Origin of the sequence: Lactobacillus sp. PV034 (assembly GCF_014522305.1) — a bacterium.
Lineage (GTDB): Bacteria > Bacillota > Bacilli > Lactobacillales > Lactobacillaceae > Lactobacillus.
In genome coordinates this window covers 411,109-425,728 of the sequence record NZ_CP041982.1, presented here as the reverse complement: position 1 = coordinate 425,728, position 14,620 = coordinate 411,109, and the positions used below count along the sequence as shown (strand labels likewise).

Genomic DNA, 14,620 nt, shown 5'->3' with positions numbered 1-14,620 from the left:
TTGACTAAAGTATAGCATAATACGTTATTTAATTCTATGGAATTATAAAATATTAATATAATAAATTTTCCTAAAAATTTGAGATAAAAATAAACCGACCAAATGGATATCACCTGGTCGGTTTTTGTATGTGTTATTGTGTTTAATCGTTATTTCCTTCAGATGCTGCAATATCAGCTTTTAAAGTCTCAAGATTTACATTACCTCTTCTGAATTCTTGATCTTCAATTGGGAAATGTTGCTCAAAAGTATCAAAGACTTCCAAATTACCAGTTAAATTCTGTCCTTGGAACTCAAGTAAGTGACCCGCAACTTGACGATCATCACTAATGAAGTGTAAATGCCAACCACCTGCAGTTACTGAGTTAAAAATTTCTGGCGCATAATAGCCAACAATCGTACCTTTGAGATTTTCGTAAGTAAATTCTGCTTGATCCTGTGCTACTTCTAATAAACTTGGATAAGGTTTAACTTGTTTAGCAGCAATTCGCGTGTGAACTAAAGGAAAAGTACCATCTAATTTTAATGCGGCAAAGACATTACGTAATTCATACTTTTCTGGTAACTCTTTATTTATAATTTCAAAATTAGCCTTAGCTAATTCAATTTTTTCTTGGGGTTTTGGAAAATGAACTGAGGCAAAAGGCAATTTTTGCTTCATATTAGTAATTTCATTTACTTTACCACTTGAAACTGCTTGGTAAACTTTGCCATCAAGTATAACAACTTCCCCGTCAAGCCCAACAAAGGTTCCTAATCCTTGGGAACCATGCTTTAATAATTCTTCTAAAGTAATGGTTCCATCCAAATTAGCGGCCATTAAAGTAGCTAGAGTACCATGTTCAAATAAAGTTCTCATTCTTATCATCTCACCTTTCATTAACCTAATTGACTATCAATTAAGTGTTCAGCTAATTCTTTATTATGAGAGTAATCAACTGGCACATCTACCACAACTGGGCCAGGAGTGGCAAAGGCTTTGGCCAAAACCTTATTTAAATCAGCTGGTTTTTCTACGCGCATCCCTGTTGCACCAAAACTCTCAGCAAACTTAACAATATCAACTTGACCAAAGTTAACTCCGGCTGCTTGAGGGTATTTTAACTCTTCTTGGAATTTAACCATATCGTAGTGACCACCATCATTCCAAACAATGGTTACTAAGTTAAGATTATGTTCAACGGCAGTTGAAAGTTCAGCAGCAGAAAACATAAAGCCACCATCACCACAAACTGCAACAGCCTTTTTCTCAGGATATAGTAAAGCAGCCACAATTGCCCAAGGCAGACCAACTCCAAGAGTTTGCATTCCGTTAGAAATAAGTAAATGTCTTGGCTGGTATGCTCTAAAGTAGCGTGCCATCCAAATGTAGTGTGATCCTACATCTAAGGCAACAATGGTGTCGTCGTTAACGTTATTTTGTAGGGCTTCAACAATATTTAATGGATCTGATTTTTCTTTTTCTTGATGAACTGGTAATTTAGTTTCTTGATCTAGATCCTGCTTAAACTCTGCTAATCTTTGTGCACTTGCTTCAGGATAATGATAATCTTCTTTTTCTAAGATCTTGTTTAACTCAACCAAACTAGTTGCAATATTACCAATTAATTGCATTACTGGTGTGTAATTATTATCCAGTTGGGCTGGAACAGTATCGAGGTTAACAATTTGAAGCTTACCTTCTTTATTCCAGTTACGAGGTTCATATTCGATTGCATCGTAACCAATTGCTAAGACAAGATCACTTTCTGCTAATAAGCGGTCACCAACTTGGTTTCTGAATAAACCGACACGACCGAAATAAGAATGCTTTTCTAATTGACGGGAAATTACTCCAGCAGCTTGATAAGTTTCAACTACAGGAAAATGGAATTTTTCAAGTAACATACGTAAAGCTTCAGTAGAACGTTCATCCCCTGCTCTTTGACCCACAAGAATTACAGGTAATTTGCTCTTATTCAATAATTTTGCTACTTCTTCAAGGTCTCTTGGATCTGCTGGCCCCATCTTAGGATAAGGATAAACTGGAAGTGGCTTTTCAGTAATGACAGCATCATCAACATCTTGAGGTAAACTGACAAAAGCAGCTCCTTTAGGTGCGTTTTGTGTAGCTTCAATCGCATTAGCCATTGTTTCTGAAATATTATTAGGATCTTGAATTTCAGCACTAAATTGCGTAATTGGACTCATTAATGCTCTTGAAGGAGTTGATTGGTGTGTAGCACGATAAAGATCTTTACGTTGAACTTGACCACCAATTGCTAAAACTGGATCTCCTTCGGCATTAGCAGTCATTAATCCAGTGGTTAAATTACCGACTCCTGGTCCTGAAGTTGAAATAGCTACTCCTGTTTTACCGGTTAAACGACCATAAGCTTGTGCCATGAAAACCGCATTTTGTTCATGACGCGTAACAATTAATTCAGGTGCATCTTCACTATCTTTCCCATCTAATGCTTCAAAAAGCCGATCAATTTTAGCTCCTGGAATACCAAAAACCATATCGATCTTATGTTTTTTTAGACTATCGATAATGATATCTGCCCCATGTAATTTTTTCTCCATTTTCCTACTTCTTTCTTTATTAAATACTTACTTAAGCTAACTATGTTATTGTAACACCAATATAGTTAAATAAGCTATTGTTTAACGTGTAATCAGAGTTGTTTTTTAATCTAAGAAATAAAAAAGCATATTTCTTTAAAGTGAAATATGCTTTCATTGATCAAATAGGTAATTTATAAGAATTTATGCTTCTTCATTCTTTGCTCAAAAATGCCATTAACTAATTTGGTCATTTCTTCTTTATCTGCAGCACTAGGTTCTCCTTCAAAGGCCGCATAAAGGCTTGCATGTTCATGAGCGATTAAATTGCAAGTTCCTTCCATAGCATGCTTACGAAACATCTTAGGAATTTTTTCTAAGTATTCTGGTTTAACTAATGCAATAATCTTTTCATTTGCACTCATAATTCACAACTCCTTTTCTTGAAGATTCATTAATAATACTTTCATATAAATTATAAAAAGAATCAGCGTAGCAATCAAATAATAGAAGTTCTACTTCTTAGTTTAAAAACTGTCTAATCTTTTGAAGATTATTATAAGCAGTTTTAACCCCAATGTCATAAATATGTTGCACTGCTTGCGGAGAATTTTTAAAGGTTTTGACTTTTAAGGGTTCAGGTGGGGCAATTACTAACATTTCTCCAGCTTTTTCTAATTCCAGCATTTTTTCTAAAGTGTGGTTATAATCATTAGCCCGATTCAAAACTCTTGCCTTAACAGCTGGGTAGTCTTTAAAAATTCGCGAATAAAGTCTTTGGTGTTTACCTGGAGTCTTGCGGTAATCACGAGGCTGCGTAGTAATCACAACTTGCTTGGTAGGACCAAAGCGAGGAAAAAAATCAATTGGAATTGAATCACTAACGCCACCATCCCAATAAGTACGCCCATCAATTTCAACTGGAGTAGCAAAAACTGGGATTGAAGCTGAAGCTCTGATCCAATTCATGTCTTCCCCTCTACCACTAATCAAGCGATGAAAAGTTGGTTCTCCTGTTTGAATATCGGTTGCACATACCCAAAAATCCATGGGATCTCTGGCAAAGGCATCATAATCAAAGTAATCTATCAAATCAGGAATAATGTGGTAACACATCTCTACGTTATAAAGATTCCCAGTCTTGCGCCAACTTTTTAAACTAGCATAGTGATCATCTTTAGCAAAGCGTTTATTATAACGCAAGGCTCTTTGGGGTTGATGAGACTTATAATTTACTCCAAAAGCAGCCCCAGCTGAAACACCTACTGCTTGATCAAATGTAATATTATTGTCTAAAAAAACATCCAAGACACCGGTTGTGAAGATATCTCGAATTGCTCCACCTTCTAAAACTAATGAAGTTTTTTCTTTCATAATCTTATGTTCCTTTACTTTACTGTAAATATAGTTTATTTTAACTTACTAAATACAATTAAGGTAATATTTTTCTTTATAAAAGTGAGTAATTCTTTATTTGATCAATTAGTTAATTTAATTAAACTAAAGATAATCTTTTATTATGAAAGGAAGTATGTTCGAATGAAACTAACTAATCTCGATCACTTTGTCATAACAGTAGCTAATTTAGATAAATCCATCGCTTTTTATCGAGATACTTTAAATTTACCGCTAATTGAATCAAATAATGGGAGTATCAATTTTAGAATTGGTTCTAGTTTAATCAAATTGCGGCCTCTAACTAATAGCTCTAATTCAATCGTAGCTAAGAATTTAGTTGCCGGTGCATTTGATTTTTGCCTTCAAACCAGTTCTTCTCTTGAAGAAGTATGCCAAGAACTAAGACACAAACATATCCCGCTTGAATTAGGACCAGTTATTCGTCATGGTGCTAAAGGAGAAATGAAATCAATCTATTTACGAGATCCTGATCAAAATTTAGTAGAGATATGTTCCTATTCTTAAGCTAATAATTTTTATTTTGCCGGAAAAGCTCCTAAACTAAAATTATGGTGATTGTATTTAAGGAGGTTTTTCCAATGGATAAACGCAAAGTAGTTATTGTCGGAGCTTCTCATGGCGGTCATGAATCTGCCATTGAATTATTAGATAAGTATGACGACGTAGATGTAACAGTTTATGAAGCAGCTGACTTTATTTCATTTATGTCGTGCGGAATGCAACTATACCTAGAAGATAAAGTAACTCATCGTGATGATGTCCGTAATTTTAAAGCTGAAGATATTGAAAGACGTGGTGGTCATATCTATGCCAATCATTTAGTGACTGATATCGATCCAGATAAACATACAGTAACAGTAAAAGATTTAGAAACTGATACCAGTAAAGATGTTCACTATGACAAATTAATTTTGTCTTCTGGTGTTAAACCGCAGACTCTGCCAGTTCCGGGAAATGATTTAGGTAATATATATTTAATGCGTGGTCGTGATTGGGCAATCCAACTCAAAGATGCTGCTAACGATCCCGCAATTAAAAATGTGGCAATAATCGGAGCGGGGTATATCGGTACTGAAGCGAGTGAAGTATTTGCTAAAGCTGGCAAACATGTAACTTTAATGGATATGATTGATCACCCACTTGAAACTTATTTAAATCAAAAATTCACTCATATTTTGGAGCCTATTTTTGAAGAACATATGGACCTTAAGATGGGAGCAAAAATTCTTGGTTTTGAAGGTGATAAGACTGTAACTAAGGTTAAAACTGACAACGGAGACGTTGATGCCGACTTAGTAGTAATTGCTGCTGGTGTAAAACCTGCTACTGCTTGGCTTAAAGACGTAATTGATTTAGACGAACGTGGTTTTATTAAAACTGATGCTTATTTACGTACTAATCATGAAGATATTATGGCAATTGGGGATGCAATTAAGCCTCTCTCCATTCCCGCCAATCAAAAGATGCCAATTGCTTTGGCAACTACTGCCAGACGTGAAGCTCAATATATTGTAAATAATATATTTGATAAAAAACCTGCGTATCCTTTCAAAGGAGTTGTGGGTGCATCAGCTTTAAGTTTCTTTGATTATAAATTTGCTACCGCAGGATTAAATGAATTTTCTGCTAAGAAATTAGGAATTGATCATGCAGAAAGTTATTATGAAGATTCTATGCGTCCAGCTTATGTACCAAGTACAAATAATCCAGAAGTTTATGTAAGTTTAACGTTTAACCAACTTACCCATCAGATTTTAGGTGGTGCAGTATTATCTAAATATGATATTACTACTCAAGGAAATGTTCTAGCTCTAGCAATTAGTCATAAGATGACTCTTGAAGACTTGGCAGAACAAGACTTCTTCTTCCAACCAGGATTTGATCGTCAATGGAGTTTGCTTAATTTAGCTGCTCAACATGCTTTAGGTCGAGCAAGATTCTAAATAATTGAATAATTTGAACCATAAAAAGTCGTTGCCCTAAAAGCAACGACTTTTTGTTACCACAAGAAATTAATAATCGCTTTATTTACTTCTTGGTTATTATGTAATTTACTATGTTGCGCATTTTTCCCCTTAATCATCAAGTTCCGATAGCTCTTTGCACGACCTGCAACCAAGTATTTCAGTGATTTAGCAGAATTATTTGAAACATCCCCGTCAGAATTAGTACCATCTTCCAAATTACCAAAGATGTTTAACACACGAGTGTTTCTTGGGAAAGTCTGGCGCAAAGGCAAAAGTCCACGGTATTCTGGTTGGATAATATTTGGTTTACCAGTTTTGGCATTAAGTTTTAATCTATTTTGACTATCATTTTCACCAATAATACCGTCGTAGTGGCCAGCAATCGAAATAAAATGATCTACTGGATATTTCTTTTGTAAATTAGGATATTGTTCAAAATAATAAGCTGTTTCTAAGTTACCCATTGAGTGAGCTACGATATTGATATTTTTATAATGATATTTTTCATTAACAGCAATAATTGCTGCTTTGACGTATTTAGCTCCTAAATCTTTATAGCCATCGGCATAATTACCCCGATAGGCATTTAACTTATTGTCATCAAAGTTTACTTCAATGATTGGATTTTTAGCATTCTTTTTTAAATGACCATGGAAAATTACTTTTTGATTTTTAGTAACATTGATGCGAATCACGTTATCAGTTACTTTCGCATTTCTAATAGCATTCACCATATCTTCTTCAGCATGATAACTGCTCCCCCAACCATGAAAAAAGAAAGTTGGGACATTTTTATATGTAATTTTCTTAGTAACCACCTGTTGGTTCTGGTTGTTTTGGCTTAATGCAAACCAACATCCACAAATAATCGCAATCAACAATATTACAAATGCGACAATATTAGCGCTTTTGTGTTGCATACTCTTCTCCTTATCTTGCTAATTCTATTTTTACTTTAGTATTATCTTTCATTTTACTTACTACTTTATGATAATCTTCAGTTGTAAATTTACCAATAATATGAATACCTGGATAATAATCGACGTGTCCATAATAAAAGATAATCCTTCTATCAGGTGCCCACTAACCAATTTCACCCGCCTTACCTTCCTCGCCGGTACTCATCCCTTTTAAAGATAGAGAATGATTTAAATCTGCCATTTTTTCGGGATTACTCATAAAACTAGTAAAAGTTAAGGTTTTAGGTAACTCTTGTTTAAACTCTTTAGCTGCCGCCGTTGAATTTAACTGTGCATTTAAAATTTTGCCATCAATCGTAATTTTTAAATTTGTCAATTTTTTATTCTCGCTTTTACTATTATTTTTTCCAGTATTTACCATTTCATGACTTTGTAAATGGGATCCATGTGTGCTACATCCAGCTAAAAATAATATGCAAGCAGCAATTAGCAAAAGCTTGATTCTTTTCATTTTTTCCTCCTAAATAATTGTTTTGAAGAGATTGTAACATTTACTATCTCCGAATTAAAATGCCTTTTTGTTATTAAAAACTATTCTCAAAAACTATAAATAAAAATATTGACTTAGAGCTAACTCAAGGTAGTAAACTGTTCCTTAAACTAAACAAAGGAGCAAAAGATATGAAAAGTACTAAATTTAAACTAAATAACAAAATTGAACTCGTTGAAGTAGACAAACCAGTAATTAAAAATGATCAAGATGTTTTAATTCGTGTAGTTCGCACTTGTGTCTGCGGGTCTGATTTATGGACTTATCATGATGTTCCCGAAAAGGGTTTAATTAATTCTGGCCATGAAGCTTTGGGAATTGTCGAAGCTGTGGGTAAAGATATTACAAGTGTGAAACCAGGCGACTTTGTTATTGTGCCCTTTACCCATGGCTGCGGTCACTGTCGTGCTTGTTTAGCTGGCTTTGATGGCGTATGCATGAGTCACAACGATAATTGGAGTGATGGCTTTCAAGCTGAATATTTACGTTTTAAATACGGTCAATGGGCATTAGTTAAGGTTCCAGGTAAACCTGAAGATTATAGTGAAGGAATGTTAAAATCTCTTTTAACCTTAGCTGATGTAATGGCTACTGGCTATCATGCTGCCCGAGTAGCCAATGTAAAACCAGGCGATACTGTAATTGTTTTAGGTGATGGAGCTGTTGGACTTTGCGCAATTATTGCAGCTAAAATGCGCGGAGCTAATCGCATTATTTCAACTAGTCGTCATGCTGATCGTGAGGTTTTAGCTCGTGAATTTGGTGCAACTGAAAATATCGCTACACGTGGTGATGAAGGAATTAAGCAATTACTTGAAACTACAAATGGTAGTGCTGATGCTGTCTTAGAATGTGGGGGAACTGAACAATCAAACTCAAGAAGCACTGCAAGTAGGTCGTCCAGGCTCAATTATTGGCCGTGTCGGTCTGCCTCATGGAAGTAAGATTGATCCTGCACAAACTTTCTATCAAGATAAAGCTTTAGCAGGTGGACCTGCATCCGTTACTACTTATGATAAAGAAATTTTACTTAAAGCCGTTTTAGAAGGCAGAATTAATCCAGGAAAAGTTTTTACTCATACTTATACTCTGGAAGAGATTAACGATGCTTATCAAGATATGGCTGATCGGAAAACAATTAAATCTTATCTTAAAATTGATTAATAGTAATTATAAGGTGATTAAATATTTAATTATAATTGTTGACTTAGAGTTAACTCTAAGTAGTACATTAAATTTAGGAGGTATAGCAATGGCAGATTTAACTATTACCCAAATTAGTAAAAAATACGATATTAAACCAGATACCATTCGTTATTATGAGCGAATTGGCTTACTACCCCCTATTCCACGGAAAAGTAATGGGAATCGTTACTTTAATGAAGGCATGCAAGGCTGGATTGAAATGATTGTCTGCTTGCGACATTCAGGTGTTCCTATCGAAAAACTGATTGATTATGCAGATATGTTACGTGAAGGAGATAGCACTCTCCTTGCTCGTGAAGATCTTTTAAAAGAACAACTACAAGAGTTAGAAGATAAAAAGAAAAATCTTAATCGTTCAATTAAGCGATTAAAGCATAAGATTTCACTTTATGAATCTGGTGAAATCAAAGAAAATAAGAACTATTTTGAAGAATATAAAATTTTAGATGATTAGGAGAATAATTATGACACAAAACACAATTGTCCTTGGAACTTGGGCTTGGGGAGATAACAATAGTTACTTTGGTAATAGTTATGATGAAGATCACTTTAGACCGGTATATGATGCAGCTATTGCTAAAGGATTAACTTTTTTTGATACTGCAACTGCATATGGTAATGGTGGTTCAGAAACAATCTTAGGTGACCTAATGGCAGACACACCACGTCAAGAATTAACAATTTCTACTAAATTTACCCCTCAAATGGCACCTGCTACAACTAACCCGGTTCAAACTATGCTTGATGAAAGTTTAAAGCGTTTAAAAACCGATTATATTGATTATTACTGGATTCATAATGATGCAGATGTTGAAAAATGGACACATGATCTTTTACCAGTTTTAAAAGAAGGAAAAATCAAACACATTGGTGTCTCTAACCATACTTTAAGTGAAATTAAAAGAGTTCAAGAAATCTTAGCTGAAGAAGGATTTAAATTAGATGCAGTTCAAAATCATTTGAGTTTATTAGACCGTAGCTCAGAAAAAGCTGGCATCCTAGATTACTGTAAAGAAAATAACTTAGAATTCTTTGCTTATATGGTTTTAGAGCAAGGAGCTCTAACTGGGAAATATAACGTAAATATCCTCTTCCCTGCTGGTAGTGTCCGTGCGCAAGTTTACAATGACAAATTACCTGAATTAACTGATTTAGTTAATAAATTAAAGGAAATTGGTGAAAAGCACGATTTATCTGCAGCTCAAACGGCTATGGCTTGGGCTCTTTCAAAAGGTACTTTCCCTATTATCGGGGTGACTAAAGTTAATCAGGTTGAAGATGCAGCGCAAGTTGTAGCCACTCGTTTAACTGAAGCAGAAATTAAAGAATTAGAAGCAATCGCTGATAAAATTAATGTTAATACAACTGGTAGTTGGGAACCTGATATGAACGAATAAAGGAGAAGATATAATGACTTGGTCTAAAGAATGAATTGATAAAATTAATCAAAGTACTACAATTCAAAATCAACCTTATAATGATAATAAAGAACCCTTTCAAGATAATCCTCTTTGGGCTGTAACTATTGGCGACCGTGTTTACCTACGTGCGGGAAAAGGACGCGAAAGTAAATGGTATCAGGAAGGTATTAAAAATGGTGGTCAAATTGAAGTAGATGGACAAATTGTCAAAATTAAATATCTTCCAGTCAATAATAAAAATGAAGAAGAACAAGTAACAAAAGCTTATTTAGAAAAATATCATGGCCAATATCCCATTGATATGATGATTTCAGATCAATGTGCTAATGCTACTGTTGAGTTAGTTAAAAACTAAAATAATTAAAAAGCTGTCAAGTCTTAAAACTTGGCAGCTTTTTTTAATATTTTATGTTTAAAATTCAATTGTCATTGGTTCTAGGTTGGCATCGTGGCAAGCAAACACTCCTTTGCAATTAGGATCGTGACTTTGTTTTCTAATCCATTCTAATGATCTCTTTTGCCAATCTTTATTCATGGAGATTCCAGAGGTAATCATCTTCTTCCAAGACTTTTCACCGTAGCCACCATCTCCTACGTACAAAATAAATTTACCTGTCTCAGGATTAGTAATCTTAGTAGCTACTTGCCCCGCAGTGTGTCCAGGAATGTTAATTAACTTAACAGTTTTATCACCAAAAACATCATAAGATTGCTTAAATGGACCTTCAGTATCATTCCATTGATATAGATCTAAGTTTTTAAGATCTGACCACCATTTTTTATAGAAACGAATTCGATGTTTTAAAGCATATTCATATTCTTCTTCTGAAACCAAAACTCGTTTTGCATTTTTAAATTGTTCAAGGCCATTATCATGATCACAATCAAGGTGAGAAATAATAACTGCTTGAATATCTTTAGGCTGGATACCCTTTTGTGCTAATTGTTCTGAAGCAGTTTCTCCATAAGGTACCACACCCTGATTAACATGATAAAGAATCCGAGAACCTAAAGATTTAATTTGAGCTTTTTTATCAAATTCTCCTTTCGGGCTCATACTTCTACTCCATCCAGTATCAAGTAAAAGTAAGCCGTGTGGTGATTCAATCAAAAATACTGAAACTGGTAGCCAAATCTTAGGAGAACGCTTTAAAGAAAAACCTGAAGCTTTAGCCAAACTAGCATGATCACCACCAAAAGCTAATTCGGGTTCAATGCGAACTTTACCAGTATGAAGTAAATGTAATTTATATTGATTAGTCATAGTTATCACTCCTTAAATTAGTTATTTTAATTATAAGAAGTCAAAAATCAAACTAACAGGACAATATTTTAAAATTTGTCTAGTCCTCGAGAAATTTCAGCACTTTTGCAATTATTGCATAAATTTCGTGTCTGGGTATCAAAGTTCCGTGTTTAGCATAGTAAATATAAGAATTAATTGTGGTCGATGCAACTACTTCAAAGACAAAATCTTGTTGGGAAGTGATCTCTTTTTTACCTAAGCGATCCCAGAATTGCTGCTTTAAGGCAGTTTTCCATTTTTCTACTAGTCGTAAATTATAATTATTAATCAAAAAGGCTTTAACAAAACTTAAATTAGCATCAATAAAATCTAGTACTTGTGCAAAATAGCTAAAGTCTGTACAACTTTTTCTTTCTGAATTTGTTAGCTCATGATCTAGATCAAGTAATTGTTTTAGCCATTCGTCTTCAATCTCAGTTAATAATTCATAAATCGACCCATAATTTAAATAAAACGTACTACGCGAAATCTTTGCTACTTTACATAATTTTGAAACTGTTAAATCTTCTTCACTATTCTTAGCTAAAAAATTAATTGCAGCTTGATGAATATCTTTTTGTGCTTTGGTGTAATTAGGAGGAAGATTTAGATTAACTTGATAAGGATTCATTTTCTAACCTTTTAATTATCAATACTATTCTAAGGTAACTTCACCTACTAGATCAGTTTCAAATAAACGAGCGATTTGATGAACATCCATTCTTTGCCCTAAGCCCCACATTAATTTAGTAATTGCACTTTCTGAGGTCATATCATGGGCACTAATTGCACCTTCTAACAAGGCTAGACGTCCCACTTCATAACGAGTTAAATCACTACGTTCATAGAGACACTGACTACTAGTAATTACTGGAATACCTTGAGCAATTAGTTTTCCAATGGCAGCTACCAGGTTACGCCGAATATAATTCATGCCACCTAATCCATATGCTTCAATAACAATTCCCTTACACCCTGCATCAACCATCGCAAATAATAAATTAGGATCAAATCCTGGGAATAACTTAACTAGAGATACTTGTGTTTCAAGGTTCGTTTTTAATGAACATTCTTTATTTCTTTGGGGAAGCGAAATATTTGTATTAAATACTAAGCCGTCTGACGTTACGGTAGCCACTGGAGGTAAGTTTACACTTTCAAAAGCATCGAAGTTAATTGTCCTTACTTTAACTGTCCGACAACCAAGCATTACTTTTCGATCAAAAGCTAAATAGATAGCTGGTTTACAAGTGGCAGCTGCGACGAAAGCTAAACGGAGGTTATCAGGAGCATCACTTAAAACAACATTAATTGGTACCTGACTTCCTGTTAAGACCACTGGGACCTTAACATTTTGAATCATAAAAGAAAGCATGGAAGCAGTATAAGACATGGTATCAGTCCCATGTGAAAGAACAATTCCATCATACTTATCCATATTGTCATAAATTTCAGTAGCAATTAATTGCCATTCTTCAGGCTGAATGTTAGAAGAATCTAATTGTAAAATATCCCTCACATCAATGTCAAAAGGCAGCTTTTCTAAGCGTTCAACTAAACTTTGACCAGATTCACGTGGGACTAAGCCAGCTTCTGAAGCTTCTGAAGCAATCGTTCCTCCAGTAGTTAATAATAAAAGTCTCTTTTCTGCCATTTTTACTCCTTAGTACTTTTTAAGAAAAAGAAAACCAGGACTAATCCTCATTAGCTCTGGTTTAGTGTTAATTTAAATCCATTTTATCAGGGTCCAGAATCCAAGTAATACCTAGAGATTTTTCACCAAGGTGAGTAGCTACGATTGCATCAAAAGTTTGACGATCGACTGTTGCATCTGGATACATTTCTTCGAACTTATCAGCTACTTCTCCAGCTTGCTTTTCGTCATTAGAGTTATAAATTGAGAAGCGCAATTTATCTTTATATGGCGACTCTGCAATTTGTTTAAATGCTAGTTCTTCACTCTTTTTAATAGCACGTTTTAACGAGCGTACTTTATCAAAACTTCTAATCTCATAAGTCTTCTTATCAAAAGTTAATAATGGTTTGATATTTAACAAAGTTCCAATAAAAGCACTTGCATTACTTAAACGACCACCATGAACTAAGTTTTGAAGATCATCAACAACGAATAAAACGCCCATTGAATCACGCATCATTTCAAGTCGCTTAAAGATTTCATCTACATCTAAACCATTTTGTGCCATTCGCGCAGCAGCTAGTACCATCATTCCCATAGAACGAACAGTCATCCCAGAATCAAATGGATGTAAATTGTATTTTGGATAATCTTTTGCAATTCTAACTAATGAATTATAGAAACCAGAAATTGCTGAAGTCAAAGGAATAGCAATAATAGCCTCATATCCCTCATCATGAAGCTTATCAAATAACTCTAACAATTCACCTAATGCTGGTTGAGAAGTTTTAGGGAAAGACGAACCATTTCTTTGTGATTCAAAAACTTGTTCTGCATCAATTTCCACTTTATCTAAATAAGTTTTTTCATCAATAATGACTGGAAGTGGAATAACAGTAATATTTGGATTTTCTTTTAATTCTGTCGAAGTAAGGTCACTCGTACTATCAGTAACAACAGCAATTTTCACTACAAAAACCTACCTTAAATATATTAGTTTAATCATTAATTAAACTAATTCTACCATAGTTAACCATATTTTTTAAACATAGCGCTTTAAGATACTTCTTCACTTAAAGTTACTAATACTTTGTTTAATTGCTTTTGAAAATGAGCCAATTCTTCTTTACCCCAAGCATTTAATAGAAGTAATTGAATATCCTCTAGTAATTTTGTCAATTGCGTCACTTTTTTTAAACCATTTTCATTTAAACAAAGCATCTTTGTAGAATTAATTTTTGAGCGCTCCAAATCAACTAATTCCAGTGTTTTCTTTTGGTTAATTTGTCTACTTAAAGTGGATAGCGAAATATTTAGTTCTGCAGCCAACTGTCCCATAGAAAGCTTCTTATTATTGTTTGTATCAAAATAAAGTAATAAGCGAGTTTGAGATTGATTTAAACCACATTTTTGATAGATAATTTTCTTAATTTTATCTTCTACTAAATTAAAAGTTAGGATATCCATATTCTCTCCTATTCAACATTTGTGAAACACATAAGAAAATTCTGATAGTAGCGCTTAAAGCTATGTATATCATTGGTTTTAAAAAACAACAAGTTAATTGTAGCTCAAATAGTAGACCAAAACAATAATTTTACTCAACTTTGTGAATTTTTATCAATGTATTGTGAATGCTTTAACAATAATATGAGATTTTATGATTATGGCG

The 14,620-nt window shown here is 34.0% G+C and carries 15 protein-coding genes and 2 pseudogenes; 6 read left to right on the top strand and 11 right to left on the bottom strand.

The annotated features are described in order from the left end of the window. Positions 1 to 142 precede the first annotated feature (142 nt). From budA to FP432_RS02160, 4 genes are all read right to left on the bottom strand, one after another. The gene (budA, locus tag FP432_RS02175) at positions 143 to 859 is read right to left on the bottom strand and encodes an acetolactate decarboxylase (RefSeq protein ID WP_265489227.1); all 717 of its coding nucleotides are present in this window, start codon (positions 857 to 859) and stop codon (positions 143 to 145) included. A 20-nt stretch (positions 860 to 879) separates the two neighbouring features. After that, positions 880 to 2,565 carry an acetolactate synthase AlsS gene (gene alsS / locus FP432_RS02170; RefSeq protein WP_265489226.1) on the bottom strand — a complete coding sequence of 562 codons (1,686 nt, stop codon included), beginning with the start codon at positions 2,563 to 2,565 and terminating at the stop codon, positions 880 to 882. A gap of 173 nt (positions 2,566 to 2,738) precedes the next feature. Further along, positions 2,739 to 2,969, bottom strand: a complete 231-nt coding sequence (locus tag FP432_RS02165) for a hypothetical protein (RefSeq protein ID WP_265489225.1) — start codon at positions 2,967 to 2,969, stop codon at positions 2,739 to 2,741. A gap of 97 nt (positions 2,970 to 3,066) precedes the next feature. Continuing rightward, on the bottom strand, positions 3,067 to 3,918 hold the full coding sequence (locus FP432_RS02160; RefSeq protein WP_265489224.1) for a patatin-like phospholipase family protein: 852 nt from the start codon (positions 3,916 to 3,918) through the stop codon (positions 3,067 to 3,069). Positions 3,919 to 4,083: 165 nt separating this feature from the next. On the opposite strand from FP432_RS02160, the gene FP432_RS02155 reads away from it, so the two are divergent. Next, positions 4,084 to 4,467, top strand: a complete 384-nt coding sequence (locus FP432_RS02155) for a VOC family protein (protein WP_265489223.1) — start codon at positions 4,084 to 4,086, stop codon at positions 4,465 to 4,467. A gap of 74 nt (positions 4,468 to 4,541) precedes the next feature. Next, a complete protein-coding gene (locus tag FP432_RS02150; protein WP_265489222.1) occupies positions 4,542 to 5,906 on the top strand; it encodes an FAD-dependent oxidoreductase in 1,365 nt (454 codons plus the stop codon). A gap of 56 nt (positions 5,907 to 5,962) precedes the next feature. On the opposite strand, the gene FP432_RS02145 is transcribed toward FP432_RS02150, so the two are convergent. Both FP432_RS02145 and FP432_RS02140 read right to left on the bottom strand, forming a co-directional pair. Continuing rightward, entirely contained in the window at positions 5,963 to 6,850 is an 888-nt protein-coding gene (locus FP432_RS02145; protein WP_265489221.1) for an alpha/beta hydrolase, read from the bottom strand. 10 nt (positions 6,851 to 6,860) lie between these two features. Next, positions 6,861 to 7,271, bottom strand: a pseudogene (locus FP432_RS02140) (cyclophilin-like fold protein). Positions 7,272 to 7,531: 260 nt separating this feature from the next. On the opposite strand from FP432_RS02140, the pseudogene FP432_RS02135 reads away from it, so the two are divergent. The 4 genes and pseudogenes from FP432_RS02135 (at position 7,532) to FP432_RS02120 (ending at position 10,382) form a co-directional block, all read left to right on the top strand. After that, positions 7,532 to 8,564 (top strand): annotated as a pseudogene (locus tag FP432_RS02135) (alcohol dehydrogenase catalytic domain-containing protein). Positions 8,565 to 8,652: 88 nt separating this feature from the next. Beyond that, on the top strand, positions 8,653 to 9,060 hold the full coding sequence (locus FP432_RS02130; protein ID WP_265489220.1) for a MerR family transcriptional regulator: 408 nt from the start codon (positions 8,653 to 8,655) through the stop codon (positions 9,058 to 9,060). A gap of 10 nt (positions 9,061 to 9,070) precedes the next feature. Then, positions 9,071 to 10,003 carry an aldo/keto reductase gene (locus FP432_RS02125; RefSeq protein WP_265489219.1) on the top strand — a complete coding sequence of 311 codons (933 nt, stop codon included), beginning with the start codon at positions 9,071 to 9,073 and terminating at the stop codon, positions 10,001 to 10,003. A gap of 34 nt (positions 10,004 to 10,037) precedes the next feature. Next, a complete protein-coding gene (locus tag FP432_RS02120) occupies positions 10,038 to 10,382 on the top strand; it encodes a DUF2255 family protein (protein WP_322555886.1) in 345 nt (114 codons plus the stop codon). A 57-nt stretch (positions 10,383 to 10,439) separates the two neighbouring features. Here the strand turns inward: FP432_RS02120 and FP432_RS02115 are convergent, their stop codons facing one another. The 5 genes from FP432_RS02115 to FP432_RS02095 form a co-directional block, all read right to left on the bottom strand. Continuing rightward, positions 10,440 to 11,291, bottom strand: a complete 852-nt coding sequence (locus tag FP432_RS02115; RefSeq protein WP_265489218.1) for an N-acyl homoserine lactonase family protein — start codon at positions 11,289 to 11,291, stop codon at positions 10,440 to 10,442. 79 nt (positions 11,292 to 11,370) lie between these two features. After that, positions 11,371 to 11,943 (bottom strand): TetR/AcrR family transcriptional regulator, encoded by a 573-nt coding sequence (locus FP432_RS02110; protein ID WP_265489217.1) that lies wholly within the window; start codon positions 11,941 to 11,943, stop codon positions 11,371 to 11,373. A 24-nt stretch (positions 11,944 to 11,967) separates the two neighbouring features. Further along, entirely contained in the window at positions 11,968 to 12,966 is a 999-nt protein-coding gene (locus FP432_RS02105; RefSeq protein WP_265489216.1) for an asparaginase, read from the bottom strand. Positions 12,967 to 13,033: 67 nt separating this feature from the next. Next, the gene (locus FP432_RS02100) at positions 13,034 to 13,918 is read right to left on the bottom strand and encodes a DegV family protein (RefSeq protein ID WP_265489215.1); all 885 of its coding nucleotides are present in this window, start codon (positions 13,916 to 13,918) and stop codon (positions 13,034 to 13,036) included. Positions 13,919 to 14,004: 86 nt separating this feature from the next. Further along, positions 14,005 to 14,415, bottom strand: coding sequence for a MarR family transcriptional regulator (locus tag FP432_RS02095; RefSeq protein ID WP_265489214.1), 411 nt, complete (start codon positions 14,413 to 14,415; stop codon positions 14,005 to 14,007). Positions 14,416 to 14,620: the final 205 nt, after the last annotated feature.

Bases quoted from the DNA above. Each gene is read 5' to 3' on its own strand.
- budA (WP_265489227.1), bottom strand. From the start codon at position 859: ATGAGAACTTTATTTGAACATGGTACTCTAGCTACTTTAATGGCCGCT.
- alsS (WP_265489226.1), bottom strand. From the start codon at position 2,565: ATGGAGAAAAAATTACATGGGGCAGATATCATTATCGATAGTCTAAAA.
- FP432_RS02165 (WP_265489225.1), bottom strand. From the start codon at position 2,969: ATGAGTGCAAATGAAAAGATTATTGCATTAGTTAAACCAGAATACTTA.
- FP432_RS02160 (WP_265489224.1), bottom strand. From the start codon at position 3,918: ATGAAAGAAAAAACTTCATTAGTTTTAGAAGGTGGAGCAATTCGAGAT.
- FP432_RS02155 (WP_265489223.1), top strand. From the start codon at position 4,084: ATGAAACTAACTAATCTCGATCACTTTGTCATAACAGTAGCTAATTTA.
- FP432_RS02150 (WP_265489222.1), top strand. From the start codon at position 4,542: ATGGATAAACGCAAAGTAGTTATTGTCGGAGCTTCTCATGGCGGTCAT.
- FP432_RS02145 (WP_265489221.1), bottom strand. From the start codon at position 6,850: ATGCAACACAAAAGCGCTAATATTGTCGCATTTGTAATATTGTTGATT.
- FP432_RS02130 (WP_265489220.1), top strand. From the start codon at position 8,653: ATGGCAGATTTAACTATTACCCAAATTAGTAAAAAATACGATATTAAA.
- FP432_RS02125 (WP_265489219.1), top strand. From the start codon at position 9,071: ATGACACAAAACACAATTGTCCTTGGAACTTGGGCTTGGGGAGATAAC.
- FP432_RS02115 (WP_265489218.1), bottom strand. From the start codon at position 11,291: ATGACTAATCAATATAAATTACATTTACTTCATACTGGTAAAGTTCGC.
- FP432_RS02110 (WP_265489217.1), bottom strand. From the start codon at position 11,943: ATGAATCCTTATCAAGTTAATCTAAATCTTCCTCCTAATTACACCAAA.
- FP432_RS02105 (WP_265489216.1), bottom strand. From the start codon at position 12,966: ATGGCAGAAAAGAGACTTTTATTATTAACTACTGGAGGAACGATTGCT.
- FP432_RS02095 (WP_265489214.1), bottom strand. From the start codon at position 14,415: ATGGATATCCTAACTTTTAATTTAGTAGAAGATAAAATTAAGAAAATT.